21 protein-coding genes, 2 tRNA genes, 1 other RNA gene and 1 pseudogene are annotated in these 25,220 nt (G+C 61.0%); 20 read left to right on the top strand and 5 right to left on the bottom strand.

Annotated features, from left to right (window positions below; genetic code table 11):
• Nucleotides 1-238 precede the first annotated feature (238 nt).
• From DDD63_RS01360 to DDD63_RS01390, 7 genes are all read left to right on the top strand, one after another.
• Nucleotides 239-736, top strand: coding sequence for a CarD family transcriptional regulator (locus DDD63_RS01360; protein WP_108714858.1), 498 nt, complete (start codon nt 239-241; stop codon nt 734-736).
• Between the two features lie 10 nt (nt 737-746).
• On the top strand, nt 747-1,469 hold the full coding sequence (gene ispD, locus DDD63_RS01365) for a 2-C-methyl-D-erythritol 4-phosphate cytidylyltransferase (protein WP_108714859.1): 723 nt from the start codon (nt 747-749) through the stop codon (nt 1,467-1,469).
• Between the two features lie 240 nt (nt 1,470-1,709).
• Nucleotides 1,710-2,186: a 2-C-methyl-D-erythritol 2,4-cyclodiphosphate synthase gene (gene ispF, locus DDD63_RS01370; protein WP_108714860.1), complete on the top strand. Its 477-nt coding sequence runs from the start codon at nt 1,710-1,712 to the stop codon at nt 2,184-2,186.
• Nucleotides 2,187-2,290: 104 nt separating this feature from the next.
• Nucleotides 2,291-3,718 (top strand): cysteine--tRNA ligase, encoded by a 1,428-nt coding sequence (cysS, locus tag DDD63_RS01375; protein ID WP_108714861.1) that lies wholly within the window; start codon nt 2,291-2,293, stop codon nt 3,716-3,718.
• Nucleotides 3,718-4,692 carry a 23S rRNA (guanosine(2251)-2'-O)-methyltransferase RlmB gene (gene rlmB, locus DDD63_RS01380; RefSeq protein ID WP_108714862.1) on the top strand — a complete coding sequence of 325 codons (975 nt, stop codon included), beginning with the start codon at nt 3,718-3,720 and terminating at the stop codon, nt 4,690-4,692. The genes cysS and rlmB overlap by 1 nt, the downstream gene beginning before the upstream one ends.
• 24 nt (nt 4,693-4,716) lie before the next feature.
• On the top strand, nt 4,717-6,165 hold the full coding sequence (locus DDD63_RS01385) for a hypothetical protein (RefSeq protein ID WP_108714863.1): 1,449 nt from the start codon (nt 4,717-4,719) through the stop codon (nt 6,163-6,165).
• Between the two features lie 89 nt (nt 6,166-6,254).
• The gene (locus DDD63_RS01390) at nt 6,255-6,755 is read left to right on the top strand and encodes an ASCH domain-containing protein (RefSeq protein WP_164505405.1); all 501 of its coding nucleotides are present in this window, start codon (nt 6,255-6,257) and stop codon (nt 6,753-6,755) included.
• Between the two features lie 204 nt (nt 6,756-6,959).
• On the opposite strand, the gene DDD63_RS01395 is transcribed toward DDD63_RS01390, so the two are convergent.
• Nucleotides 6,960-7,607 (bottom strand): LytR C-terminal domain-containing protein, encoded by a 648-nt coding sequence (locus DDD63_RS01395; protein ID WP_108714865.1) that lies wholly within the window; start codon nt 7,605-7,607, stop codon nt 6,960-6,962.
• A 402-nt stretch (nt 7,608-8,009) separates the two neighbouring features.
• Here DDD63_RS01395 and DDD63_RS01400 point away from each other — a divergent pair, with 402 nt between their 5' ends.
• Nucleotides 8,010-8,453, top strand: a complete 444-nt coding sequence (locus DDD63_RS01400; protein ID WP_108714866.1) for a hypothetical protein — start codon at nt 8,010-8,012, stop codon at nt 8,451-8,453.
• Between the two features lie 159 nt (nt 8,454-8,612).
• On the opposite strand, the gene DDD63_RS01405 is transcribed toward DDD63_RS01400, so the two are convergent.
• Both DDD63_RS01405 and DDD63_RS01410 read right to left on the bottom strand, forming a co-directional pair.
• A tRNA-Ser gene (locus DDD63_RS01405) sits at nt 8,613-8,700 on the bottom strand.
• Between the two features lie 231 nt (nt 8,701-8,931).
• A complete protein-coding gene (locus tag DDD63_RS01410; protein ID WP_108714867.1) occupies nt 8,932-9,498 on the bottom strand; it encodes a YbaK/EbsC family protein in 567 nt (188 codons plus the stop codon).
• Between the two features lie 464 nt (nt 9,499-9,962).
• On the opposite strand from DDD63_RS01410, the gene ffs reads away from it, so the two are divergent.
• The 6 genes and pseudogenes from ffs (at nt 9,963) to DDD63_RS01445 (ending at nt 16,586) form a co-directional block, all read left to right on the top strand.
• Nucleotides 9,963-10,059, top strand: an RNA gene (gene ffs / locus DDD63_RS01420) — signal recognition particle sRNA small type.
• A 129-nt stretch (nt 10,060-10,188) separates the two neighbouring features.
• Nucleotides 10,189-12,039 carry a DNA polymerase III subunit gamma and tau gene (locus DDD63_RS01425; protein WP_108716593.1) on the top strand — a complete coding sequence of 617 codons (1,851 nt, stop codon included), beginning with the start codon at nt 10,189-10,191 and terminating at the stop codon, nt 12,037-12,039.
• 263 nt (nt 12,040-12,302) lie between these two features.
• Nucleotides 12,303-13,328: a hypothetical protein gene (locus DDD63_RS01430; protein WP_125482395.1), complete on the top strand. Its 1,026-nt coding sequence runs from the start codon at nt 12,303-12,305 to the stop codon at nt 13,326-13,328.
• Nucleotides 13,329-13,922 (top strand): annotated as a pseudogene (gene recR, locus DDD63_RS01435) (recombination mediator RecR); the annotation flags it as partial.
• 355 nt (nt 13,923-14,277) lie between these two features.
• Entirely contained in the window at nt 14,278-15,546 is a 1,269-nt protein-coding gene (locus DDD63_RS01440; RefSeq protein WP_108714871.1) for an aspartate kinase, read from the top strand.
• Nucleotides 15,543-16,586, top strand: a complete 1,044-nt coding sequence (locus tag DDD63_RS01445; protein ID WP_108714872.1) for an aspartate-semialdehyde dehydrogenase — start codon at nt 15,543-15,545, stop codon at nt 16,584-16,586. The genes DDD63_RS01440 and DDD63_RS01445 overlap by 4 nt, the downstream gene beginning before the upstream one ends.
• Before the next feature lie 264 nt (nt 16,587-16,850).
• On the opposite strand, the gene DDD63_RS01450 is transcribed toward DDD63_RS01445, so the two are convergent.
• A complete protein-coding gene (locus tag DDD63_RS01450) occupies nt 16,851-18,086 on the bottom strand; it encodes a DUF4032 domain-containing protein (RefSeq protein WP_108714873.1) in 1,236 nt (411 codons plus the stop codon).
• A gap of 330 nt (nt 18,087-18,416) precedes the next feature.
• The gene (gene ugpC / locus DDD63_RS01455; protein ID WP_108714874.1) at nt 18,417-19,571 is read right to left on the bottom strand and encodes a sn-glycerol-3-phosphate ABC transporter ATP-binding protein UgpC; all 1,155 of its coding nucleotides are present in this window, start codon (nt 19,569-19,571) and stop codon (nt 18,417-18,419) included.
• 569 nt (nt 19,572-20,140) lie between these two features.
• Here ugpC and DDD63_RS01460 point away from each other — a divergent pair.
• From DDD63_RS01460 to DDD63_RS12655, 6 genes are all read left to right on the top strand, one after another.
• Nucleotides 20,141-22,117: a protein kinase gene (locus DDD63_RS01460; RefSeq protein ID WP_164546624.1), complete on the top strand. Its 1,977-nt coding sequence runs from the start codon at nt 20,141-20,143 to the stop codon at nt 22,115-22,117.
• A 168-nt stretch (nt 22,118-22,285) separates the two neighbouring features.
• Complete coding sequence (locus tag DDD63_RS01465; protein ID WP_108714876.1) at nt 22,286-23,167, top strand: thioredoxin domain-containing protein; 882 nt, start codon at nt 22,286-22,288, stop codon at nt 23,165-23,167.
• A 338-nt stretch (nt 23,168-23,505) separates the two neighbouring features.
• Nucleotides 23,506-23,578, top strand: a tRNA-Thr gene (locus DDD63_RS01470).
• A 138-nt stretch (nt 23,579-23,716) separates the two neighbouring features.
• Nucleotides 23,717-23,926, top strand: a complete 210-nt coding sequence (locus DDD63_RS01475; protein ID WP_240611321.1) for a hypothetical protein — start codon at nt 23,717-23,719, stop codon at nt 23,924-23,926.
• A gap of 186 nt (nt 23,927-24,112) precedes the next feature.
• Nucleotides 24,113-24,475: a DUF4213 domain-containing protein gene (locus tag DDD63_RS01480; protein WP_240611322.1), complete on the top strand. Its 363-nt coding sequence runs from the start codon at nt 24,113-24,115 to the stop codon at nt 24,473-24,475.
• Nucleotides 24,426-24,644 carry a DUF364 domain-containing protein gene (locus DDD63_RS12655; RefSeq protein WP_206435692.1) on the top strand — a complete coding sequence of 73 codons (219 nt, stop codon included), beginning with the start codon at nt 24,426-24,428 and terminating at the stop codon, nt 24,642-24,644. Before DDD63_RS01480 ends, DDD63_RS12655 begins: the two co-directional genes overlap by 50 nt.
• Nucleotides 24,645-25,220: the final 576 nt, after the last annotated feature.

Consider the following 25,220-nt stretch of genomic DNA (forward strand, 5'->3'; position numbering starts at 1 on the left):
CCGTCTGGCTTCGTGGTGGCCAGTGTGATGCCCATGCCGGTGCCGGGTGAGCAAGGTCGCAGTTGTCGGAGAGGTGCGGGATGAGGGACGGCCATTGTGACAGGTAGGTGCGTCGATCAATGCCAACGACTGGGCGAAAAAGTGGCCAGTTTGGCATCGCTGAAAATATAGACTTTATACCCGCCGTGATAGAATATCTACCCGGAACACCCAATCAGGATGAAAGGGCCCTGTTCACATGACCTTCAATATCGGTGAGACCGTCGTCTACCCTCACCACGGCGCGGCGTACATCGAGGACATCTCTACAAAGAAGATTCGTGGCGAGGAGAAGCTGTACCTCACACTGCGCGTTATGCAGGGAGACCTGGTAATCCAGGTTCCGGCCGACAAGGTTGAAGACGTCGGAGTACGTGATGTCTCTAATGACGATCAGCTCGAGCGTGTGTTTGACGTACTGCGCGCAGAACGGGCTGAAGAACCGGCGAACTGGTCGCGGCGCTATAAGGCCAACGGTGAGAAGTTGACCTCCGGTGATGTTGTGAAAGTTGCCGAAGTTGTGCGCGATCTGAGCAGGCGAGATTCTGATCGGCATCTATCGGCCGGCGAAAAGCGCATGTTGCTGCAGGCTCGTCAGATTCTCGGCTCCGAAGTCGCGCTAGCGCGTGGGGTAACCGAGGATAGGGCATTGGAACTACTTGACGAGGTCCTTGCAGACTCCGTCAACGCAGCTTAGTGGCGTGCCAATGGGCATAGCCGCTGTTATCGCGGGTGCCGGATCGGGTACACGCCTAGGAACTCAAGGTTCGAAAGCCCTAGTGCGGCTTGCCGGTGAACCACTTGTTATACACGCCGTGCGCTCCATGGTCCGCTCAGGCGTGGTCGACGATGTCGTCGTTGTGGCACCTGCCAATGACCTGGACATGTTCGAGTGGGTGCTCGGCGCGGCAGGGATGCATGCGCGTGTTGTTGCGGGAGGGAGCACCCGCCAGGCATCCGTGGCAGCGAGCTTGGACGCGGTGGGCGATGCCAGCCACGTCCTTATCCACGACGCAGCAAGGCCACTGACTCCGGTTGACCAGATTCGTTCTGTCGTCGATGCGCTACTATCCGGGCATCCGGCAGTGGTTCCAGCACTGGCACTTGTCGATACGATTAAGCGAGCCGGCGCGAAGAGCACTGATGGTACGGAGCCGATCGAGGAGACTCTAGATCGTTCCGTGTTACGTGCCATGCAGACTCCGCAGGGTTTCGTCGTCTCGGTTATTCGCGAGGCCCATGCCCGCTTCGCCGAGTTGGCTCGCGATGAGGCTAGTGCGGCCCCTGATGATGCTGCACTCGTCGAGGCGCTGGGAGTCCCCGTGGTCATGGTGCCCGGGCACGACGAGGCACGGAAGATCACCCGTCCATTTGATCTGCGCGTGGCCGAGATGACGCTTGCCGAACACACATCGCCCGCGGAACTTTGACTGTGATCGCCCACTGATGCGCCTGTGGCGTCGCCGCATGCTCTAACGTCGCGTTCGCCTGCCCTGTTGCAACTGTTTGGGCAGAGACCCCGCCCATGGTGTCGTATTACTTTGTTCATTGCCCGTGCGGTGGCGCCAACTGCGTCGATCCGAGCCGTTACTATTCCAGATCGTCGGCCCTGGCAGCTGCTCCGCGTCGGATCCGGGCGCGGGCAGGGGCTTTGCTCTAGGCTGGGCGTCATGGACATGCGAGTAGGAACGGGTATAGATGTCCACGCGTACGCACACGATGCGAGCCGTACGCTGCATCTGGCATGCCTAGAATGGCCGGGGCAACGCGCCTTGGAGGGCCACTCCGACGCCGACGTCGCCGCGCACGCTGCGTGTGACGCCATATTGATCGCGTCCGGTGTGGGGGAACTGGGGACAGTTTTTGGAACGGACCGGCCCGAGTGGGCAGGTGCTTCGGGAACGAGTTTGTTGGTGCAGTCCGCCCTTTTGGTGCAAGAAGCCGGTTGGAAGATCTCGAATATCGCGGTGCAGATCGTTGCGGCACGCCCGCGCTTTGCCCCGCGTAAACAGGAGGCGGAATCGGCCATGAGCCAGGCGGTTGGAGCTCCGGTTTCGGTCAGTGCGACGACGACGGACCATCTCGGCTTCGTCGGGCGTGAGGAAGGCATCGCGGCCATAGCGACGGCCCTCGTGCTGCGGCACTGACCCGATTCTTGAGTGCCGAAGGCTGTGGCGGCTCACAGCATATTCTTGGCCAGACACAGTGAGATCAGGTGTGATACCTCAACCCGATTGGATACCCTGAAGGGGTGAGTCTCAATATCTATGATTCGGCAACCCACACCTTGCGGCCTTTCGAGCCGCTCAGCCCCGGGAAGGTGGGGATCTACCTGTGTGGGGCCACGGTACAGGGCTCACCACATATCGGCCATATTCGTTCGGCCCTAGCCTTCGACGTCCTCGTACGCTGGATGCGTCGGTGCGGATATGAGGTGACGCTGATCCGTAACGTCACTGACATTGACGACAAGATTCTCGCCAAGTCGACTGCCGCCGGTCGGCCTTGGTGGGCGTGGGCCTATACCTACGAGCAGGAGTTCTCCGCAGCGTATCGCGCTTTGGGAGTTCTTCCACCCACCTATGAACCACGTGCTACCGGTCATATTCCTCAGATGCTGCAACTCATCCAGGAGATTATGGATGCCGGTCACGCGTATACCGGTAATCCGGGCAATGTGTATTTCGATGTGACATCCCTGCCGGACTACGGTTCGTTGACGCGGCAATCGTTGGAGCATATGACGGTTGACGAGGCCGAGTCGGAGCCGGATAAGCGCAACCCGCACGACTTTGCCCTGTGGAAGGCTCCGAAGCCGGGTGAGCCCGCAGATGCCTCCTGGGATTCGCCCTGGGGGCGGGGCAGGCCGGGATGGCATTTGGAGTGCTCCGCAATGTCGGGCAGCTATTTGGGGGAGACTTTCGATATTCACGGCGGCGGAATCGATCTGCGTTTCCCGCACCACGAGAACGAGCAGGCGCAGTCACACGCTGCGGGTCGCGGTTTTGCCCGCTACTGGATGCACAATGCGTGGGTGACCATCGAGGGCGAGAAGATGAGTAAATCATTGGGGAACTCCCTCGTAGTAGATAACATCCTCCAGCAGGTTCCAGCAGTTATTGTGCGTTTCGCACTGGGAACGGTTCACTACCGCTCAACGGTCGCCTATTCGCCGAGCACCCTGGCGGAGGCGACGGCCGTCTGGGAGCGCCTTGCCGGTTTCGTCAATCGTTCGGTTGCGATGACGGGTGAGATCCATCTCGACGACGTCGCCGCCGTAACGCCCGCGGACCTTCCTGAGGCATTCGTTGCCGCGCTTGACGATGACCTCAACGTTTCGGGTGGTCTCGCCGCGATCCATGAGGCGGTGACGAACGGCAACAGTGCCATAACGGCCAAAGACGAGGAGGCCGTGCGGCACGCACAATTGATGGTGCGCGCCATGCTGGACGTTTTGGGATTGGATCCGTTGGCGGAGCCGTGGCGCGGCGAAGGCGGCTCTGACGCTACCCAGCAGGCGCTTGACTCGATCATCGCAGGCATCCTGCAGGAGAGGGCCGATGCGCGCCGTGCAAAAGACTGGCCACGAGCAGATGCCCTGCGTGATTCCCTGGCGCGGGCCGGCATCGCGGTCGAAGACTCCTCCGACGGTGCGAGCTGGCGTTTGGAGGCGCAGTAATGGCGGGGAATCAGCCATCACGGCGCCCGAAGAACAAGAAGGGGCCAACAGTAGGCTCGGGCGGGAAGAATCGTCGTCGCCTAGAGGGCAAAGGGCCCACACCGAAGGCGGAGGACCGAGTTTACCATCCGGCGCATCGCCGTAAGTTGGAAGCGCAGGCCAGAGCGGCGCAGGCCGAGCGGCGGGCACCCAAACTGCGTGGTGTGCTGCAGTTGGAGGAGGATCACGAACTGATTGCGGGGCGTAATGCCGTTGTGGAAGCCGTGCGTGCGGGTGTTCCGCTCAAGCGGGTTTTCATGGCGGGCGCCTTGGCCTCTGATGAGCGGCTGGGCGAGGTTGTGCGCACGGCAACCGCGCTGGGTGCACCGCTTCTTGACGTCTCGCGCACGGAGCTGGACCGGATGACAGATGGCGCGGTGCATCAGGGCGTGGCGATTGAGGTTCCTCCGTATGACTACTGCGAGGCAGCCGATTTAGTGGAACGAGCGGAGCGCAGCGGTAAACCGGGTCTGATTATCGCGCTGGACTCGCTGACAGACCCGCATAACCTCGGAGTGGTATTACGCTCCGGGAGCGCCTTCGGCGCACATGGCGTTATCGTTCCGCAGCGACGCTCGGCGGGTGTAAATGCGACCGTATGGAAGGTTTCTGCCGGTGCCGCGGGTCGCCTACCGGTCGCGCGAGTGCCTAACTTGGTGCAGGCGCTGGAGACACTCAAGCGGAGCGGGTATTTCGTGGTGGGGCTCGACGGCGCCGGGGATACGCCAATCGGAGAGCTCACCGTTGCCGACATGCCACTGGTACTGGTTACCGGCTCAGAGGGAAAGGGGATGGCGCGGCTGACACGGGAGACATGCGACGTCGTCGCCTCCATCCCAATTGCGGCACAAATGGAGTCGCTCAATGCCGCGGTTGCGACGGGAATTGCGCTGTATCAGATTGATCGGTTGCGTTCTCGCGTTAATGTGGAATAAGAAGATGAGGAATCGAGGCTGACAATGCCCACATGGCGTCCGGTGCACGGTGAGGTGATCCGCTTGGATCCGGCGCTCACCTCCGTTGAAGCAATTGAGGAGTACCTGGCGGAAAAGCGGATTATCGCCCGTGGCCACGCGCAGGAAGAGGTGTACAGCATCGAGCTGGCGGCCACCGGGCGACGGCGTCGCGTTGCCGTCTTAAATGAAGAGGGCCTTGTGCTCCCGGGACCGTCGCTTTCCGATCTACTGGAAGATATGGACCACGCCCTGCGTAAGCTGGAAATCCGGGTGGATGGGGTCGTACAGTGGGGCGATATTGATCTCGGTGAGGTTGATGTTGCCGGTGATGATTGCGACGTCGCGAACGGTGTAGACGCTGCTGGTACTGCCGTTACAGGCGAGGAAATCCGCGGGGGAGAATCGGGTGGTCACCCGGAGACGGGCATGCGCTTGGGGGAGGCGGTTGTACAGGCGGATGGGATGACCGTCCGCCAGGAACCTGCAGACGTCCCCCTGGAAGGGACAGGCACGCATCCGAACAATGTAGGCAGCCGCTTGGCGGATGCGAGTGTCCCCTCGGAAGAGGCGGACGACGATCCGCTACCCGATTACGCAGCGGGTCCGATGCTTGTGCTGTCAGACGTTCCGTTCTCGCAAGTGCCAGGGGTGGCGGCGGCCATGGGCAAGCCGGTGGCGGCCTTGCGGCTCCCGCCCGTGAACGCCCTCGTGGCTGACGCCCCGATTCCGAAACGCAGTCATGGCAGCGCGAAATTCACCATCGTGCTTTCAACGGATCCAAGTGGAGTGGACAAGCCCGTTCTCTCGATCCGGCAGGATTCGCTGCGCGTGACGTGGGAGTGGGAGGGCGAATTCCCGCTGGTCGCTTGGGTACGGGATAACGATGTTGCGGCGAATTTCGCTGACGAACAGCTCGGTGTGGGCGCCTTTGTGACGCGCATATGCACAGATTTGTCCGATACCGATCCGCAGGCGTTGCGGGACGCACTGTTGGGGGATCCGGAGCATGCGGGCCGCAATGTTGCTGCTGCCATTGGACTACCTGCAGAAGTGGGGGACTGTCTGGAGGGCCTGCTGGAGGCCCGCTCACTCCCCGGGGCAGTCGTCTTTGAGCCGAAGCCGTTTACTGAACGTTTGCAGTCTACGGTTGCATATGAAGTTTCTGGACAGGGCGTGGCGGCTCCCGGGTTCTGGGCAGTGTACCGCAAATTGTATCTGGAGCATCCGCGGGCAATGGAGGCGGTTGCGACGGCGCAGGCCGGCATCGGGGCCATCCTCGTGGCGTCTGGAACACGGATGTGGCATCGCACCTCAGGCAAGGTTCTTGCCGGTCTGGGAGGTGCATTGGCAGTGAATGCTGGTGCACGGATTTTGGCGACGCAATGGATACAGGCTGCGCTGGAGGCCGAAGGCTTGGCGGTGCGGCGTGAAACTGTTGACGACGGCGAGTAAGCCGACGCGGCTTGCCTTTTGTGGACAGCCGGTCGATGCACCGACCATTCGACGCACCGGGTTGTGAGACGATTACGAGGATGGATGCGATGGCAGAAACAAGCGTCGATGACGCCATTGAGGCTTTCTGGGTACGTGCCCGAAATGCGGCTGGAATATACCCATTGGAGGCAGTGCTAGGGCAGGACGAGCAGATGTCGCTTCGCCCGCCCGTATTCAGCTTTGGGGACTCGGTGGAGATGGCTGACTGGCTGTGTCAGTTAGTTATTGACGGGAAGAAGACGGCGACGTCGAGCTGGCGTGACATGTACTCACACGAAGGCGCCGAGCTGCCCGAAGTTGGTGAACTCTCCATCGTCTGCGATGGAGCGGGAAAGCCGCGTGTACTGCTCCGTTTGACGGCGGTGGAGACGGTGAGTTTTGCGCACGCGGGCCCGGAAATAGCAGCCGCTGAGGGCGAGGGCACCTTCGAAGAGTGGAGGGAGGCGCACGATGCGGTTTTCCGGCATGAATGCGAGGAAGCGGGTATCGAGTTCGACCCGAATGGCGATATCGTCGTCGAGCATTTTGAGGCGCTGTACTCGCTGTGACACGGAAGTGTTCGACAATGAGGATCCCTACCGGGTAGTCGATGGCACGCGTTGTTGATGTTGGGGTGGATGGCGCTCACGAGGTGAGGTGGGATGCTGTTCATCACCTAGCGGCAGGCAGTGCCGGATAGCGGTCGCGGACGTTGCGGCAGGCGGTGCTCGCTATTGGTGTGGTGCACATCATCAGATCGCGGACGCTGAGGCCTATTCGGTAGCGGTTGCGGTACCGCTCGCTCCGACGACCGTGCAGTTTTCGGCCGGGCTGAGTGTGCCCTCCGGATTTGCCGCCGCAACGTTCTCAGGCGTTTCCAAACTCTCGTAGTCGGATCCGAGCACAATATTGAGCGTTGCGTCGGTGATGCCGTTGTTGTATTGGATCATGCTGTCGGGGAAGTACTGTGCGATAGTGTAGGCAGCAGCGATACCCTCCGGACCGGTGATGATGCGCGCCGACTCGCTAAGGCTCTGTCCGTCCCAATTGCCGGTCTCATTGACGACGACGCCGCGACCGGCAAGATCCGTTGCCGCCTGGCTCGCTAGGTTCGCCCGGGAGGTGGAATTGTAGACATTGACAGAAATCGAGTTGAGTTCGACAGCCGCCGTGCCTTCCTCAATACAGGGAGTGACAACTGTATTCGAGGACTTTGCCGGGGTGAACTCCCGGTCGAACGGGAATGGCAGGACGCCGGTCCAGAAGAGGAGGGACAGTAAGAGGAGCACTGCGAGGATCGCTGAGATGGATCCGAAGATAATGGTCTGACGCTGCTGGATCCGGCGGCGGTATGCAGCTCTCGCCGTTGTCTTTCCCTCGTTCACAAGGTCAACCGTAGCGGAGGAGAGCGCTTCGCGCATGCTTTGGAGCGTACTGTGCCCGACGAGATGGGAGGAAGCGGGGTGGCAGTGGCACGATTCGTTCGCGTTGGGCAGACCAGTCGTTTGCGTTCGTCAGACCAGTTGTTCGCGTGGTCAGAGCAGTGGGGTGCAGAGGCGATGGCAGGCGAAAAGGAACGCGCGATCATGCACGGGTCGTCGGCCGTGTATGGGCGGCGTGTTGGCAGAATGTGGGATCCTCGGCCGGGCAGAGGTGTGAGAATGGCGGCATTTGGCGCAACTAATGGTACAAGTGGCTCGGCATGAATAGCGCGTGAGAGTTCCCTGCCGTAAGCTTGGCACCGACGGTTCCCTCACCGGCTTCACCACGGACCGGAGCGAACTGTGCACAAGGAGACGCAGTCTTCCTCGGAAAGGCATTTTATGGGAAAGCGTATTGCAGCAATTCTTGCGGGAGCGGTCCTGCTTCTCGCACCGCTCGCAGCGGCGCAGAATGGCACGCCGCATAAGGGCGATGTGGCCTATGCAGTCGGAGTCGGAGCTGCGCGAGGCGGCGCAATCGTCCTGGGGATCTTGCTCATTGTCTACGGAATTCGGAAGAAGCCCGAGAAGGATAGTTCCGCCCAGCCACAAATGCCGCAACAGTACACGCAGACGCCGGGCCAAGCGCCGGGAGACGGCCAGCAGTATGTGCCCAACGGCGTACAACAAGCCGGTTGGAGTTCTGCTGGTGAGGCGCAGCAACCGGGCGTGCCGCCGCAGGGTTCATACCCGGAAGCCAGCCCTTATCAGCAACCGGACCCTTATCAACAGCCTGGTTCTTACCCGCAGTCCGGTTCTTACCAACAGCCCGACTCGTCTCAGTAACCGGGCTCATATTAGTCATCCGGTTCATACCGACAGCTTGGTTTCGGCCGGTCGCTTGAAAGGCATCGGTGATCGCGGGCCCGTCGTGTTATCCGCGCACGTGCATCACGCTGTAAAACGTTGGTACCCCGCCGAAGAATCGGCCGGGTACCAATCTTTTGGCGGAGGATGGGGGATTCGAACCCCCGAGGGCTTGCACCCAACACGCTTTCCAAGCGTGCGCCATAGGCCACTAGGCGAATCCTCCTGGCGCGTCAACACGCCCTATAAGGTTAGCGGATGCGACGGCCGGGCGCGAGTTCAGCCGGTGAGATAACTGTCTCGCTTCCTACGCTTCACGTCTCTGCGGGCCTGGATCCTTGTTTGATGGTCTGTTAGCGGGAAACGGGCTCGTTCGGCGGGCGACGCCCCATTCTGGGGTCAACCGCGGCCCGTGCCATTCTCGCGGCTTGCAGGGATGCCGGGGCGTGCACGCTCCTCAGTTGGCGAGGCCCTCAATGACTTCCGCGCGTGGAAGCTTGGTGAGCAGTTCGCCCGGCACGGCCAACTTCGAGGTACGCAGGCCTGAACCGATGACGCAGAATCCTTCCGCGACACGTGTGTCGATGAGTAGTCGCCAATTCTCGGGAATACCAACCGGCGTGATTCCTCCGTACTCCATCCCCGATGCGGCGACAGCGCGCTCCTGCGGCCAGAATGAGCACTTGCGCACGTTGAGCGTCTTCTTGATGACGTGATTGACGTCGGCATTCGTCGTCGCGCGGATAACAGATGCCGCAACCCTTTCCTCGCCCTCCCTCTTGCCTGCCACGAGGATGCAGTTGCACGAGAGGTAGATGCCCATCTCGTAGTGCTCCGTCATGGCTTCGGTATCGGCGTATGCCGGATCAATGCCACACACGAGGGCCCGCGCGGCAAGCTCCGGCTCCTGCGCTGCCACTTCCCGTAGCCCATCAGCAACCGGCGTAGCTAGAAGATGAAGATTGTCCAGTGCGCTCACCCAGTGAGCGGTTCCCATCCCGTTGATCTCGTCCACAATGCTCATGCCGCCCACCATAGAACGTGGAATGAACGGATGGAAGGATGCGTCCGACTTGTGGCACCTTTGTCACCCGGCATCCTCAGCGTTATTCGAAGGTGATCCCAGGGCGTTGTCTGGCTGTTAATCCGGCGTTTGAGGTTCAGGCGGTCCTATGGGAGTTCCGGCCGAATGACGTTGTGTCGCACCGAATGTACAAAGGCCACGGTCCGCACTCCACGGTTCGGGCTCCAGGCCAAACAGCTTCAGTCAACTGAGTACTCGGCTCGGTATTGAGTTTGTGGTGCACGGTGGGAGAGGAAGTCGTGATATCGCCTATGGTGAACCGTGCCATTGCACGCGCCGCCCGTGGAAGGGAGGAAGAAGCTCCCGCTCGGCGGGAGACTCCCGTAGGCTCACCAAACGTTGGTGACACTATCCGTTTGCTCGGTCAGGGTTTGGTCTCGGCGCTTCGGTGACGTAAGCTAGGCAAAGACTCCCCACGCGGCGTTATCTTGCAAAACTCCCCCAGGGCTGGAAGGCAGCAAGGGTATGCGGGCTCTGACGGGTGCGTGGGGAGTCCTCGCTTTTCCGAGTGGCTGCCCTTCCACACCGCTTTTCTCAAGCATGCCGTCCGATATCGGGGTACCTGCCAGCCATGTTCATTCGCATCGAATGACGCGCGAATGTGACGGTGCCTACCCGTACACTGGTGGGGTGAGCACGGCACTGTATCGGCGTTATCGCCCGCAGACTTTCCAGGACGTGATTGGTCAAGAGCAGGTTTCTAAACCGATCATGGCGGCATTGCGTGCCGGAAGAACGGCGCACGCCTACCTTTTCTCGGGTCCGCGTGGTTGCGGGAAGACGACCTCGGCCCGTATTCTCGCGCGTTGTTTGAACTGTGCCCAGGCGCCAACCGATACTCCCTGTGGGGAATGCGAGTCATGCCGTGAACTCTCCCGCGAAGGCTCGGGGTCGCTTGATGTGGTCGAAATGGACGCGGCGAGTCATGGCGGCGTGGATGATGCACGCGACCTCATTGAGCGTGCATCCTTCGCTCCGGCTCGTGATCGGTACAAGATTTTCATTATCGACGAGGCTCATATGGTGTCGAACCAGGGCTTCAACGCGCTGCTTAAGTTGGTCGAGGAACCACCCGAGCATGTGAAGTTCATCTTTGCCACCACGGAGCCGGAGAAGGTGATCGGAACGATCCGTTCCCGCACACATCACTATCCGTTCCGCCTAGTGCCTCCGGAGACGTTAGAGCACTACCTCGCTCAGATCTGCGAGGAAGAAGGGGTCCACATCGGAGCCGGGGTTCTGCCGTTGGTTGTGCGAGCAGGCGGTGGATCCGTACGCGATTCCCTGTCTGTATTGGACCAGCTCATGGGTGGAGCCGACGGCGATTCGATTGAGTATGCCGATGCTATTGCGCTGCTGGGATATACGGATGCTGCGCTTCTCGACGACGCCGTCGAGGCACTTGCCGCCAGCGACGGTGCGACCTTGTTCTCGGTTGTTGACCGGGTCGTACAGTCCGGGCATGACCCACGTCGTTTCGTGGAGGATTTGCTGCAACGCCTGCGGGATCTGACGGTGATAAGTCTGGCGGGGGAGGCAGCTTCCGCTGTGCTTGACTCCTTGCCCGGTGATCAATTCGAACGCATGGTTCGCCAAGCGGAGCATGTGGGAGGTCGGCGCGCATCTCGTAGCGCCGATCTCACCAATGAGGCTCTTAATTTGATGGTCGGTGCCACATCGCCTCGTCTGCAGTTGGAGTTGCTGTGTGCGCGGTTGCTGCTGCCGGAGACGACGGCGTCTGTCGCTCCTGCAGGGGCTGAAACGCCGAAGAGCGATGCCGACCACGCGGCATCGAGCGCACCGGCCTCCCGGCCGTCGCGTCCAGTCAGTGCGCGGCATCCGGGCGGTGGACAGGGCCAGGCAGGTCCATCGCACGGCGGAGTACCGCGTGCCAGTGGTCCCGCACAGCCGGGAGCACGCGTGTCACCCGCTTGGGCGGCTGCGGCCGAGCCGGAAGTCCCACGCGAGGATGTCGCGGCTGCTGATGGCGGAGGCGGTCGAAGCGATGAGCCACAGGCCAGCAGTACAAGCGCTGAAACGCCGATAACAGGTGAAGTTGCCATTTCGGAGGCCGAGCCCGCAACGCCTACGACGTCGGTAACGGCCGCGGCGCCATCGCCGGAGCCCGCGGGAGGTGCAGAGTCGGCCCTGCCGCAGAATGCCGCCTTGGTCCGGCAGCGCTGGGATGAAATCGTCACGGCCGTGCAGCAGAACTCACGGTCCACTGCGGCACTGATCCAAACCAACGCACAAATCGGTGGCTTGGCGAATGGCACGCTCACATTGTTCTTCCAAACCGCGGGGTTGGCGACGACGTTTAACGAACGTGGCGACCACGCTCCTCGCGTGGCGAGAGCACTCAACGACGTCCTTGGTCTGAATGTTCAAGTACGGGCGGAGGTCGGCGGGGCGATGCCCCAAAAGCACCGGCCGTCCCTAGCCGGACGGCACCGGCCAGCAACGCCCCATCTGTCGGCGTGATTCCTCCGGCACAGGCTGGCCAGCCCGAGGCATACGGGCAGTCATCGGGCGACGTGTCGGCAAACACCACGGGTGACGGTCCGGCCGGGGCGGCGCCTGACCTTGCAGCACGGGCGCAGGAGCACGTGCCGACCGCAGATGCCGGAGCGACTGCGAGGGGTACCGAGGGTGATGAGCCCCGAACGGGATCCGGAGACGGGTCGACCGGGAGTCCGGCCCGTGGGAACGAGCCGGCGCCCACATCTGATAGCCAGGTTGGACCAGTGGCAAATCGCCAGGCAGAACCGGCATCTCGTGGCAATTGGGAACCGGCATCTCCTGGTAGTGCGGTTCCGGCACCTGATGCTGCGGCGGTCTCGACGCCCCGCAGTAAGCCGCAGCCGACATCCGAAAACGAACGGGCGATATCCGAAACCGAACGGCGACCGGCATCTGATAGCGATGACACGGTGGGCACTACGGGTGGGAACGCTGCGGTGCCGGACCCGGCTGGCGTACTGGGTCCCTTGGTCGACGAGGTCGTGGAGGCAACCGCATCACGCGGCACTGAGAAGGCGAGTGATGAGGCGGGCGCCTCCGCTGCAACGTCTGCGCAGGCCGGCATGGACGTAACATTTGCACCAGGTAGCACCAGCTCCGCGCGCACGGACGATGCCGTGTGGGATACGGAAGCGACAGGAGCCGATCTCCACATCAGCTCCGCGCGCACGGACGATGCCGAGGAGCCCTTCTATGCACAGCGGATGCCAACGCTGCCACCGCGTCCGCCGTCGTCAGATGGGCCGAGAGCATCGGCGAGTGTAACGGAGGCACAGTCCGATGGGCCGCAGAAGCCGCCGTCGGGTGCACCGCAAACAACGTCGGCCGCACGAACGGCCACAGGCGATGGCACCCACTATGCGCCAGAAGCGCCGCATGGCTTCACCGTGCGAGAGTCTGGCGATGCTCAAGATGGCTCCGTTGGGGATCGCGGCGCGCCCAGTAGCGATGCAGGGCAGACGGTTGGGAACCAGGCACAACCCGTCATTCCCCGCATGCCGACGCCCCCGCCGCGCGGCGCTCGTGGGGGTGGCCAATCGTTCATGTCGCGTGTCCTCGCGGAGCATGGCGGTCAGACGCCGCCTCCGCCACCCGTGCCGGAAATGGCCGAGGAACTCCCCGAAGACGACCAGGTGAGTCCCGATGATCCAACCGTGGCGCAATCTGATCTGGTCGGTCTGGAGGTTGTTCTCTCCACCTTTAATGGCACAGTGATTGAAGAGAAGCCCGTGGAAGGCGGAGGTGCGTAAATGGCAGGTGTTTACGATGGCGCGGTCCAAGAGTTGATCGACGAGCTGGGGCGCTTACCCGGTGTTGGCCCGAAGAGTGCACAGCGTATTGCCTTCCACATTCTTGAGGAGGATCAGACGGATGTGGAGTCGCTTGCCCAGGCCATCCTGCGCGTGAAGGAACGTGTCCGTTTCTGCGAGGTCTGCGGCAATGTGACCGAGGAGCAGATCTGCTCGATTTGTGCGGATACGCGCAGGCTCGACTCCGTGATCTGCGTTGTCGAGGAGGCACGAGACATCGTTGCCATTGAGCGAACCCGTGAATTCCGCGGTCGATATCACGTGCTAGGCGGCTCGATCAACCCGATTCAAGGAATCGGGCCGGAGGATCTGCGCATTAGAGAGCTGCTGGCGCGCCTGGGAGACGGGGCGGTGACCGAGGTCATCCTCGCCATGGATCCGAATATCGAGGGTGAAGCCACCGCCGCCTACCTGCTGCGCATTCTGGTTCCGCTAGGGGTAGCCGTCTCTCGGCTCGCCTCTGGTCTCCCGGTTGGGGGCGACTTGGAGTACGCCGACGAAATCACACTGTCCCGCGCTTTTGAAGGCCGTCAACGTGTTCATACCCCGACCCCGCAGGGTGCTCCCGAGGGGTCGCAAGGGGGCGCAGCGTCAGTGCCCCAAAGGCCTGTGTCGTCAACGTCGCAAGGCTCCACACTGCCGCTGCCTGGCCGGGCAGCACAGGCCCCGGAGCGACCAGTACCACGGGCACTAGACGGTCCGTCGGCGCAAGGCCCGGCACCCCAACTCTCGGAATGACCGGCACGCTAACTCCTGGAGCGACCAGTACCACAACTCCCGGACGGAGCAATGCCTCGGATTCGCAGTGAGTTGCTGTCCACCGCTCGGCGGCAGATGCGCCACTCGGCCCGCATCGGTACGATTAGTCCGTCAAATTAAGGAGAACGACGTGTCACTTGTGGTTCAGAAATTTGGTGGTTCCTCTGTTGCAGATGCCGCCAGTATCAAGCGTGTTGCCAAGCGCATTGCGGCGACGCGCGAGGCGGGCAATCAGGTTGTTGTCATCGTCTCGGCCATGGGCGACACAACGGACGACCTCATAGATCTGGCCCAACAAGTCACCGACGATCCTCCCGCGCGTGAAATGGATATCCTGCTCACCGCGGGCGAGCGCATCTCCATGGCACTGCTGGCCATGGCCGTGGACGAACTCGGTGTGGAAGCCCATGCCTACACCGGGCAGCAGGCCGGCCTGATGACGGATAACCGGTACGGCCGTGCATCCATAGTCGGTATCGTGCCGGAGCGGATTCTGCGGACGATCCAAAGTGGTGCGGTTGCGATTGTGGCGGGATTCCAGGGGGTGAATTCTCACAACGACGTCACCACACTGGGGCGCGGTGGATCTGACACGACAGCGGTAGCATTTGCCGCAGCACTGCATGCCGATGTGTGCGAAATCTACACCGATGTGGATGGCGTCTTCTCGGCCGACCCACGGATTGTGCCATCGGCTCGCCAGCTCGGCGTGGTTACCTACGAGGAAACCCTGGAACTCGCCGCGCACGGCGCCAAGGTTCTTCACCTGCGTGCTGTGGAATTCGCCCGCCGCTACAACGTCCCGTTACATGTACGATCATCATTCTCCGACAAGGAAGGCACGTGGATCGTGAACGATAATCTCAGTCAGAACGAAGCGATGGAAGCCCCGGTGGTCTCCGGCGTGGCCCATGACCGCTCGCAGGGAAAAATATCGGTGGTGGGGGTCCCGGATATTCCGGGCGCGGCGTCTAAGATCTTCGCCATTGTGGCCGCCGCCGATGGAAATATCGACATGATCGTGCAAAATACGTCACTGAGTTCGCCCGGCATCTCGAATATCTCCTTCACCGTGCCGCAGGCACAGATCAAGGATGTGGTAGCCGCGCTTACCGCCAAGCAATCGGAGCTGGGATTCAAGGACATACGTGTCACCGATTCCATCGGAATTCTTTCCATCGTGGGTGCGGGGATGCGATCTCATTCGGGTGTTTCGGCCAAGCTTTTCACCACGCTGGGCGACTTGGGGATTAACGTGGATATGATCTCGACGTCGGAGATCCGGATCTCTGTGGTCGTCAGCCCAGACCAGTTGGACGAGGCCGCACGCGCGGTGCACACCGCCTTTGACCTCGATACCGAAGCGGAAGCCGTTGTTTATGGAGGTACGGGACGATGAGTATCACTCTGGCTGTAGTCGGCGCCACAGGGCAGGTGGGGCGCGTCATGCGGCAACTCCTGGAGGACCGTGTGGTGCCGGTAGATGAGGTTCGTTTCTTCGCGTCGCACCGCTCCGCCGGCACGGTGTTGCCTTTCCGTGGCGAGGATGTTGTGGTGGAAGATGTCGCCACCGCCGACCTGAGCGGAATTGATGTTGCCGTGTTCTCCGCCGGGGGCGGCACCTCGCGCGAATACGCCCCGAAGTTTGCTGCGGCAGGCGCGGTCGTCGTCGACAATTCCTCGGCATGGCGTAAGGATCCTGATGTACCGCTCGTGGTATCTGAAGTGAATCCGCACGCGCTGAAGAATCGGCCGAAGGGCATTATCGCCAACCCGAACTGCACTACCATGGCCGCGATGCCGGTGCTGAAGGTACTGCATGATCAATTCGGTCTCAAGCGCCTGATCGTCTCTACATACCAGGCGGTCTCCGGATCGGGCATCGAGGGTGTGCGGGAGCTCGATGAGCAGGTGCGTGCCGGAGTGACGCAGGATCTCACCGCGCTTGCACTCGACGGGAGTGCGGTTGCGTTTCCGGAGCCGAGTACCTACGTTGCGCCGATTGCCTTCGACGTCGTCGCCTTCGCTGGCAATCTTGTCGACGACGGCTCGGAGGAGACCGACGAGGAGCAGAAACTGCGCAACGAGTCGCGTAAGATCCTGGAGATTCCTGACCTTGCCGTATCAGGCACCTGTGTGCGGGTGCCTGTATTCACTTCTCACGGTCTTTCGATCAATGCGGAGTTTGAGAAGCCGGTGACGCCGCAACAGGCGCGGGAGCTCCTCGCAAAAGCACCCGGGGTGGAACTGGCGGATGTGCCGACACCCCTGCAAGCGGCAGGTACAGATCCCTCATACGTGGGCCGTATTCGGCAGGATCAGTCCGTAGAGGGCGGCTGTGGCCTGGCCATGTTCGTTGTTGGTGACAATCTGCGTAAGGGCGCGGCACTCAATGCTATCCAGCTTGCGGAACTGGTCATTCAGGAGCTGCAAAGCTGACTCGCCGGGACGCTGACTGAAACCGGTGGCTCACGATTCACGGTGTACTTGTACGGCCGGTTGAGGCGTATGCCCTTCATACAGATCGACGCAAGTGCCTTCGATGCCGATGGCTCGTCCGAAGTGAGATGTGATCGCCGTCCGATTATGGCGTGGACAGGGTTGCCGAGTGACTCGGTGCCGCCATCGGGCATTCGCGGCCGGTGGTTTGCTAGCGATTGGGTAAGTCGAGGCCAGAGCCGTGTCAGTAGATCTCGTCGCTGTTCAGCCCTCGAGCTCTTCGGTGTCCATGCCGATGTAGGAGCGCTCGTCGCGGCGATGTCGCAACACATTGTCGATGAAGGAGCAGATGGCCTCATCCAGCGGAATGTCCTTGTGGGCCTTCTCGGAGATGAACCAACGGTGATCGAGAAGCTGGTGGAAGATCTCGGCCGGCTCCAGCTTCCCGCTGAGTTCGCGCGGCACGCGGCTAACGGCATGCTCGAAAACGTTTGTCAGCCAATCGTGCGCAACCAGTGATAAGGGCGCGTCGCTCTGCCCGGTGATGGCGCGATATTGTTCCATGTCATGCATCATGCGCCTGGCCTGGTTCTCCTCGACGTCCATGCCGGTCAGCCGCATAATCTGACGCGAGAAATGGCCGGCGTCGACAACCATGGGCTGGATGGAGATATGTGCTCCTTCCAGATCGGTGACCATGGAGAGCTCGCTGACATCAAATCCGAGATCGTTGAGGCGTTTGACACGATCATTGACTCTCCAGCGCTCGTCAAGCCCGAATGAAGTCTCCTTCGTCAGTTCGCCCCATAGCTCTTCGTAGCGTTGGACGAAGGCGTTACCGATCTCCACCGTGTCGACCTCTTCGGGGAGTATTCCACCCGCCTGCAGATCCATGAGTTCTCCGATGATATTCGTGCGGGCGACGTCGATATCGTAGAGTCGCATGCCTTCGGAGAGCTCATCGTACATTTCGCCGGTTTCTGCGTCGACGAGGTAAGCGGCGAACTCTCCGGCGTCGCGGCGAAACAGAGTGTTCGAGAGCGAAACGTCACCCCAGAAGAAGCCGAGGAGGTGCAGACGAACCATCAGTACGGTCAGGGCATCGATGAGACGCCCGACGGTGGCGGGGCGCTGGTGCCTGCCGAATACGGCGCGGTAGGGCAGCGAGTAGGAAAGATGCTCTGTGACTAGAGCCGGGTTGAGCGGTTCGCCCTGTGGTGTCACTCGGCCGGTGATAACCGCAATTGGCTCGACGGCGGGTGCATCGACGCGGATGAGATTACGCAGCATCTCATACTCGTGATACGCGACTTTCTCGCCTATTTCCTTGACGGCGATGACGCGGCCCCCCAAATGGACGAAGCGTACCACGTGACGTGAAATACCGCGGGGGAGTGCGGCCACGATATCGTCGGGCCAGGTGTCCAACGGCAACTGCCAGGGAAGGTCGAGTAGCTCGGGATTAACGCGCGCGGCTGTAATCTGAAGCGAATGTGCCATCTCTCTAAGAATCCTCGGCCCGGGTAGCGGAAGTAGTTCTCGGTGACCGCGTGCACACACCGCTCGAGGCGTGTGCTGCCGAGTACTTTGGCGCAGCGGGACGCCGCCCTGCCGCATCTGGCCTACTCTCGGACCTTGTCATGTCACCTCGAAGAACATTATGCACGTCGCACGGCCAACGCGCATTTGCAGGTGCCCTTGCATGGCGAACTTCCTTCCGGCCCGTTCACGTGGGCGGCGAACCAGCCGGAAGGAAGCACTTAGCACTGTGAGTTGGCTGGCGCTTGCCGATACTGTTTGATCAGCACTGGCAGACGCGCTCTTGCGCCATCAGGAGCCGAGGCGCTTGCCGCTGGCAGCGGCGAAGAAATGAACGCGTTCGATCTCCGGCACCAGGTTGATAACATCACCCGGTTCAGGCACGCGGTCCGGATCAATACGCACCGTCACCTGATCGGAGCCATCTCCGGAGCCGAACTTCTCCGTCTCCGCATCCGATCCAGCGATCTTCCCGTAGACGTATGCATCGGAGCCGAGCGACTCGACGAAGCTGACCTCGAGCGGGAGTATGGACTGGCCCGAAGATGCGCTTGTCTCAACAGTGGAGCCTCCGGTTGTCCAACCGAAGGACTCCGGACGCATACCCAGGATGATCTGGTCGCCGTCGTCCGGGGATACCTGCGAGAGAACATTCGTCGGCAGGTCCACACGCGCGTTGCCGTGGACGGCTTGCGTGCCCGAAATGGTCCACTTGCCAAGGTTCATGGCGGGAGAGCCGATAAATCCGGCGACGAAGGCATTCTCGGGGCGCGCGTACATATCCTTGGGAGTGCCGACTTGCTGCAGCAGTCCGTCTTTGAGAACGGCGATACGATCTCCCATGGTCAGTGCCTCGGTCTGATCGTGCGTCACATAGACGGTGGTGATGCCGAGTCGGCGTTGCAGGGAGGCGATCTGCGTACGTGTCTGCACGCGAAGCTTTGCGTCAAGGTTAGAGAGCGGCTCGTCCATGAGGAACACATGTGGTTCGCGTACGATGGCGCGGCCCATGGCAACGCGCTGCCGCTGACCGCCGGACAGGGCCTTCGGCTTGCGGTCCAGATAGGGTTCCAGGTCAAGGATGCGTGCCGCTTCTTCGACGCGATCACGAATCACGTCCTTGGGCTCGCCGGCGATTTTCAGAGCGAATCCCATGTTCTGCGCAACGGTCATATGCGGATAGAGCGCATAGTTCTGGAACACCATCGCGATGTCGCGATCCTTGGAAGGAACGTCGGTAACATCGCGATCACCGATCAGGATGCGGCCGTAGTTGACCTCTTCGAGGCCGGCCAGCATCCGTAGCGACGTCGACTTTCCGCATCCTGACGGGCCGACGAGGACGAGAAACTCGCCGTCTTCGATGTCCAGCGAAAGCTGGTCCACTGCAGGTTTATCCGATCCAGGGTAGATGCGGGTTGCTTGATCAAAGGTTACGGTTGCCATTTGTCATGGTCCCTTCACCGGCAGGTACGTGCCGGACGATCCGAGTGAAAGGTGCCGAGTACGTGTCGACTCTGACACGGCCCACCATCTGGGTGAACCGAGACTCATTGTTACATAGCAGGCAAGGGATTTCCAACTTTTGCAGATCGTTTGCAGTTTGTTGCGCAACGCTCGTCAGGCCTTGGCGGGGGTGCTTGTACGTGGTGCGGGCGGGGAGAAACCGCTTGCCAGGCGCGGATTAATGCCGAAAACGACGAGCCTTCGCAAGAGTTACCGCAGGTCAGTGTTGTTTTCGTCACAATCGGTCGTTCTGGTGACGCGTCATGGTGGTGACACATCATGTTTGCCCGTGGCGGAAATGGTGCGGACGGCCTCGGCAACCGCGACATCCATACGCATGGTGTTCGCGGGCGACGGAAATGGTGGCGGCGCGCGGTTGGTGCCGACATGTAGTTCGGTGCCGGTGAGAAGACTGCAACGGTAACTATGATCTCGACAACACGGCTGTGAGGAGTTCTCCCCAGCTGTCAATGGGTACTTCAACGGCAAAGAAGGGTAGCGTTGGAGACGTGCGTGAACGGGCTGAGATTGGAGGCTACCGGCTGATCCGGAGGATCGGTTACGGCGGCATGTCCACCGTGTTTGAAGCGGAGGACGGTTCCGGACAGCGCGTTGCCCTGAAGCTTCTGCATCCTGCCGTTGTGGCGGATGAAGCGGGGCGCACACGGTTACGTCGGGAAGTGCAGACCATGCAGCGCGTCCGCGGACCCTACGTGGCGGAGGTACTCGATGCGGAAACCGAAGAAGACGAAGCGTTTATCGTCACCGAACTCATTGAAGGCCCGACACTTGAGCAGGATGTACAGGATTCAGGCGTGTACAAGGGTGGCGATCTCGCCAGCCTCGCCGCCGATTTAGCGACTGCCATTCGCTCCGTACACGGGGCGGAGGTGTTGCACCGAGATTTGAAGCCGTCGAATGTCATGGTGTCTGACCACGGCCCGGTTCTTATCGACTTCGGTATCGCGCAATTGGAGGAAGACTCCCGCCTTACTGTGCCCGGCTCTCTGACTCATACACCCGGCTATTGCGATGCGCGGGTCATCTCTGGAGCAGCTCCGGATGAAGCGGCAGATTGGTGGGCATTGACAGCGGTTCTCGCCTACGCTGCGACCGGGCATGACCCGTATGGCAGCGGTAACTCACCGGCAGTGATGCGCCGCGTCTTGACGGGTGAGCCGGATCTGACCGGGCTGGATTCCCGCTTGGTACCGGCCTTTGAACGAGCGCTTGCAACCGAGGCCGAACAGCGTATCAGCTTTGACACTCTTGTAGACGCGCTGCGAGATCCGTCGCAGACGGAGAGACTGCTTGAAGAGGCGGATGCTGCCAGGGGTGGTGACAGTGCTCCGTCTACCGGGCAAGTGGCGGGTATTCTCGCCGCCGAGAACGGAGCAGATGCACCGGGCGCTACGCGCGTTCTGCCATCAAACACGGCAGCGAGTACCGCCGTTCTGGATTCGAGTGGAGCGTTCGCTCCGAACGTTCACTCCGGCTCTGACGCCCGGTCCAACTCCGACGGGCAGGCGACACAACTGCTGCCTCCCGTGGGGAAGGATTCGCAGTCCGGTGAGGGCACTGGGGTTGCGAACTCGTCAGGCGCGGGCGCCGTCGCGGAGGATGGCTTAACGGCCCGCTACGAGCTGGGCGCCGGATTCCCGGCCGTGGATACTACGGAGGCGATGGTGAATGCGCCCACCCAGACGTTGGCCTCGCCGCCCACTGCAGCGTACATGTCGCCGCAGGTCTACTCCTCGCCGCCCACTGCAGCGTACAACACGTATACTCCCGACGGTTATGCGCCGGTGCAAGAGAGCTATCCCCCTCGCGATGTTCCCGCCGTGGCACAGCCGGGCGATCCTGCCTACGGATACGAGGCTCCCTACGAGGTTCCCGATTGGTTGTGTCCGGCGCCGTCGGCGAAGCTCCTCGTGGCGCTACTGGGGATGAGTTGTGCGCTGCTGGCCGTGGTGTGGCCGCTCGCCGTACTTTCGGCCTTCGGCATGCTCTCCATTCTCGCCAGCGCGATTGGCCTGTCGTATCACGATCTGCGGGAGCGCCGTATGCGCGCCGGTCGGCGGCGCGCGACCGACCACACGTGGACGGTGATGCGTGTGCCGTGGACACTGGCGCGGTCGTTCTTCCTCCAACTCGTCAGCATCACGGTGGGAGCATTCTTCGGGATTGCGACCCTGTGGATCGTCGGTTTACTCACAGGCGATCAACGCCTCTCCCTGCTGGTAGGAGTCGCCGTCTTCCTGCTGGGCGCCTGGTTGATTGCTTCCAGCGAGCATGCCCGGGAGGGGACGCGGCGCGTCATCGCTGCCGTCGCACCTACTGCCGGATACCGCACCTTCTGGATTGTTGTCTTGCTGGCCGCAGCCTTGGGAAGTGGCGTCATTGCCTATACGACGCATGTCATTGATTGGGCACCGCTGGCTGACGTGCCATTCCTCTTCAGCTCAATACCGTGGGGCGGCGGTTAGATTGCACGATTGGAGACTTTGCGGCGGGATGGCTATATGGGAGGCTGGATATTCGGCAGGATGGCGGTTCAATGATTCTCAGGGTCGGTTTCCAGTGGACGTGGCAACAGAGGATGTAACCTGCACGTAAGAATTGCCGCAAGGCGCAACCTTACCTAGGATCATGACGTGGCATCAAGGAATACGCCCGGCACGAAGAACGCGGGCAAGACGAAAGAACAACGCCGCCGGGAGGCGCGCGAGCAGGCGGAGAAGCTCCGGCAGGAGGAGGCGCGGCGTGCGCGCCGGAACAGAATCTTCTTGATCGTTGCTTCGCTGCTGGTGGTCGCGCTCGTTGCGGTGGCGGTGTACATTATCATGACCTCCTCGAAGAAGACCGATGATGCGGACTCTACGAAATTCACGCATAAGGGTAGAGTTATCACGGAGCAAGCACCGAAGAATGTTGGCGAGTGGGGCGGTGTTTCGGTCGGTAAGAACCTTGTTGCCGGCACCTCGAACAAGGGTGTGCCAGAGGTGACGATTTATACCGACTATGCCTGTCACTACTGCGGTCAGTTGGAAGAGAGATTCGGTAGCCAACTCGAAGAAATGGCAAAAAACGGCGAGATCACATTGACCTATGTGCCCGTCAATATCTATAGCGACAACGAGTATGCATCCATGGGATCACAGGCAGACTACTTCATCGCGGCGAACGATCCGGAGCATTACTTGGCCTACCGCGCATTGATGTGGAGCAAGCTCTCGAATCCCTATCTGAGTGCGCAGGGTAATCAGATGCCGCAGTTATCAGACATCCTTGATGTGGCGAAAGAGGCGGGGCTATCCGACGAGCTTGTCTCTCAGTTGGGGGATGCGCTGAATTCTGGACTCTATGCCGATTATGTTGCACAGGTGACCCAACAGTTGCGGGTGGATCGCAAAGCCAGCACGCCAACCGTTCTGATTAACGACGATGTGTTGGAAAACTGGCCGACGCTGCCGGATGCGATCAAGGAATATCAGACGGCGTCAGCAACAGCGACGGCAACGGCTGAGGAAAGTTGAGGCGTTCGACTCTGCAGCAGGTGGGGCAGCGGTTCCCGCTGATGCCCAGTCGATCCGGTCGCGGATACTGATTCGTAGCATGGGCGGGAGCGGTGCCGACGGGCGAGCTTGGCAGATCCGGTCTGCAAGTGGCGCGAAACTGCCTGGGGCGGAAGCGGAGAGCCGCAGTAGCTCCCGTGAACGGCGATGATGAGCGGGAGAGTTCTTCTGGGCGAGGCGGTGTGGGAACCAATACAGTTGCCGCACCGCTCGCTCTTCGCTTTGCCGCTGCGTCGCACTTCTGGCAAGATATAAGGGCTTCAACGAGAGAACGACCGCTTCGTGCGGACCGTTCATTGGCCACCTTAGCTCAGTTGGTAGAGCACCCGCCTTGTAAGCGGACGGTCGCGAGTTCGAGTCTCGCAGGTGGCTCCGTGGGTTCCGTTGGGCGGAGAGTCGCAACGGAGTCCGTGCTTCCACCATTGCGCGATTTTGCTGCTTTTCACGGAGAGTCGTGCGACACGGTTCGTCGTGCGACACGGTTCAGCTTGCTGCGGAGCTGCCTTACAGTTGAGGCATGAAGTATGGCATGCGCAAGCCGAGTCCAAGGAAGTCAATCGCGGCGCGGACAACCGGCAAAATGAAGCGAAAGGTGAAGCGGGCGATCATCCCGGTTACGGCAAGAAGGGGATGGGCTATCTACGCGATCCAGAACGCGCGGTGAAAAACGCCGTTTACAAGCGGACGACCTTTAGCATCACCGACCTGTTCAGGAAGTAAGCTGCACAGTCGTGCGGGGTCCTAGCATCACCTGAGGGTCTGCGCGGTAATGCCGTGGATAATGCGCCTCAACCTGCTCGGGGAGCTGGGGCCAATACCGGGTAGCTTGGCGGTGCCGTGTGACATGCCCCTGCGGCACCTGTTAGGGTAAGGCTGGCCTGACTTTAAGTGTGGAGGAGCGTTTCCATGCCGACCCCTGCCAGCCTCTACGAAGGACTGCTAGCGGCGATTCCTGCCGAGTTGACCGTTGTGCATGTGGATGTGGGCAAACAGTGGGTGCGGGTGACGAACTCCGCCGGAAACACAGGTATCGCTTGGGCGCTGGCCACCGAGTCTCGACCACGGCGCATGAACCCGGAGGCGCTGGTGGGTGCGACGTTGCCCGAAGTGGCCGCTTTGATCAGAGGGTGGAACCTCGCGGAATGCTCGCTGGGGCAGGCGGCGATCAACTCGTGGTATTCCGCTGCGGCCAACGGCTGCGGCCAACGGCTCCGCCTTCGTGAACAAAACCGCACCACGCCTACTGGAGCTCTCCCGGCACGCCCATAGCGTGCTGATTGGACCGTCAACGCCGCTCAGTCCGCTCCTCTTCGACTACGACGTCGATACGGTGACCGGTTTCATCTCCACTCCACCGCAGCAACAGCCGCTGCTACAGATCGGTGTCAAGGGTGTGCCTGGCGCGGGCTACCGCGTGCACCGGCATCGGGGGCAATAGGACTTGGTGTCTGGCTGAGGTGCCACAGTTGCCTGGTCGTCTTGTGCGATGCACTGGTTACGGTCTACAAACTCTTTTGTGATCGCAACTCTGTTGTGTATCGCTGGTAGTTTGCGCATTCCCAGCTATCGGAGGTTTTCACCGATCGGTCTTTAAGAGCTTCTGAGAGCCCTTGGCCACATGGCGAACTTGACACGTTACCGGCTATGTGTAAGATTACACTTACCTAGCATTGTCGGTGCGGTGGCGCGTCTGAACATGCCCGGTAGAGACATCTACAAACGAATTAGGCGGAATCATGAAGAAGCGGATTGCTTCAACTCTTCTGACTCTGGGATTGACCCTTGGCGCTGGCGGAGCCGCTGTGGCTGGGGTTCAGTATCCTGCGGAAGGTGGCACCTGAGAATATGGCAACGGCAGGACAGTGGCGTACTCGTACTACACGGTCAATCGCTGTCATGGGTCGTCAATCACTCGCAATGGTGTAGTCGAAGCGCGTTCGGTTAACACCGCTGCAGGTAAGAAGTCTATTGCTGAGAAGCGCAAAGCTCCCTGGACGACTTTCCGTTTTCATTA

It is taken from the genome of Actinobaculum sp. 313 (assembly GCF_003073475.1).
Lineage (GTDB): Bacteria > Actinomycetota > Actinomycetes > Actinomycetales > Actinomycetaceae > Asp313.

What these genes read in the sequence shown, in the direction of transcription:
- DDD63_RS01360 (WP_108714858.1), top strand. Translation starts at nt 239, where the DNA reads ATGACCTTCAATATCGGTGAGACCGTCGTCTACCCTCACCACGGCGCG.
- ispD (WP_108714859.1), top strand. Translation starts at nt 747, where the DNA reads ATGGGCATAGCCGCTGTTATCGCGGGTGCCGGATCGGGTACACGCCTA.
- ispF (WP_108714860.1), top strand. Translation starts at nt 1,710, where the DNA reads ATGGACATGCGAGTAGGAACGGGTATAGATGTCCACGCGTACGCACAC.
- rlmB (WP_108714862.1), top strand. Translation starts at nt 3,718, where the DNA reads ATGGCGGGGAATCAGCCATCACGGCGCCCGAAGAACAAGAAGGGGCCA.
- DDD63_RS01385 (WP_108714863.1), top strand. Translation starts at nt 4,717, where the DNA reads ATGCCCACATGGCGTCCGGTGCACGGTGAGGTGATCCGCTTGGATCCG.
- DDD63_RS01390 (WP_164505405.1), top strand. Translation starts at nt 6,255, where the DNA reads ATGGCAGAAACAAGCGTCGATGACGCCATTGAGGCTTTCTGGGTACGT.
- DDD63_RS01395 (WP_108714865.1), bottom strand. Translation starts at nt 7,607, where the DNA reads ATGCGCGAAGCGCTCTCCTCCGCTACGGTTGACCTTGTGAACGAGGGA.
- DDD63_RS01400 (WP_108714866.1), top strand. Translation starts at nt 8,010, where the DNA reads ATGGGAAAGCGTATTGCAGCAATTCTTGCGGGAGCGGTCCTGCTTCTC.
- DDD63_RS01410 (WP_108714867.1), bottom strand. Translation starts at nt 9,498, where the DNA reads ATGAGCATTGTGGACGAGATCAACGGGATGGGAACCGCTCACTGGGTG.
- DDD63_RS01445 (WP_108714872.1), top strand. Translation starts at nt 15,543, where the DNA reads ATGAGTATCACTCTGGCTGTAGTCGGCGCCACAGGGCAGGTGGGGCGC.
- DDD63_RS01450 (WP_108714873.1), bottom strand. Translation starts at nt 18,086, where the DNA reads ATGGCACATTCGCTTCAGATTACAGCCGCGCGCGTTAATCCCGAGCTA.
- ugpC (WP_108714874.1), bottom strand. Translation starts at nt 19,571, where the DNA reads ATGGCAACCGTAACCTTTGATCAAGCAACCCGCATCTACCCTGGATCG.
- DDD63_RS01480 (WP_240611322.1), top strand. Translation starts at nt 24,113, where the DNA reads ATGCCGACCCCTGCCAGCCTCTACGAAGGACTGCTAGCGGCGATTCCT.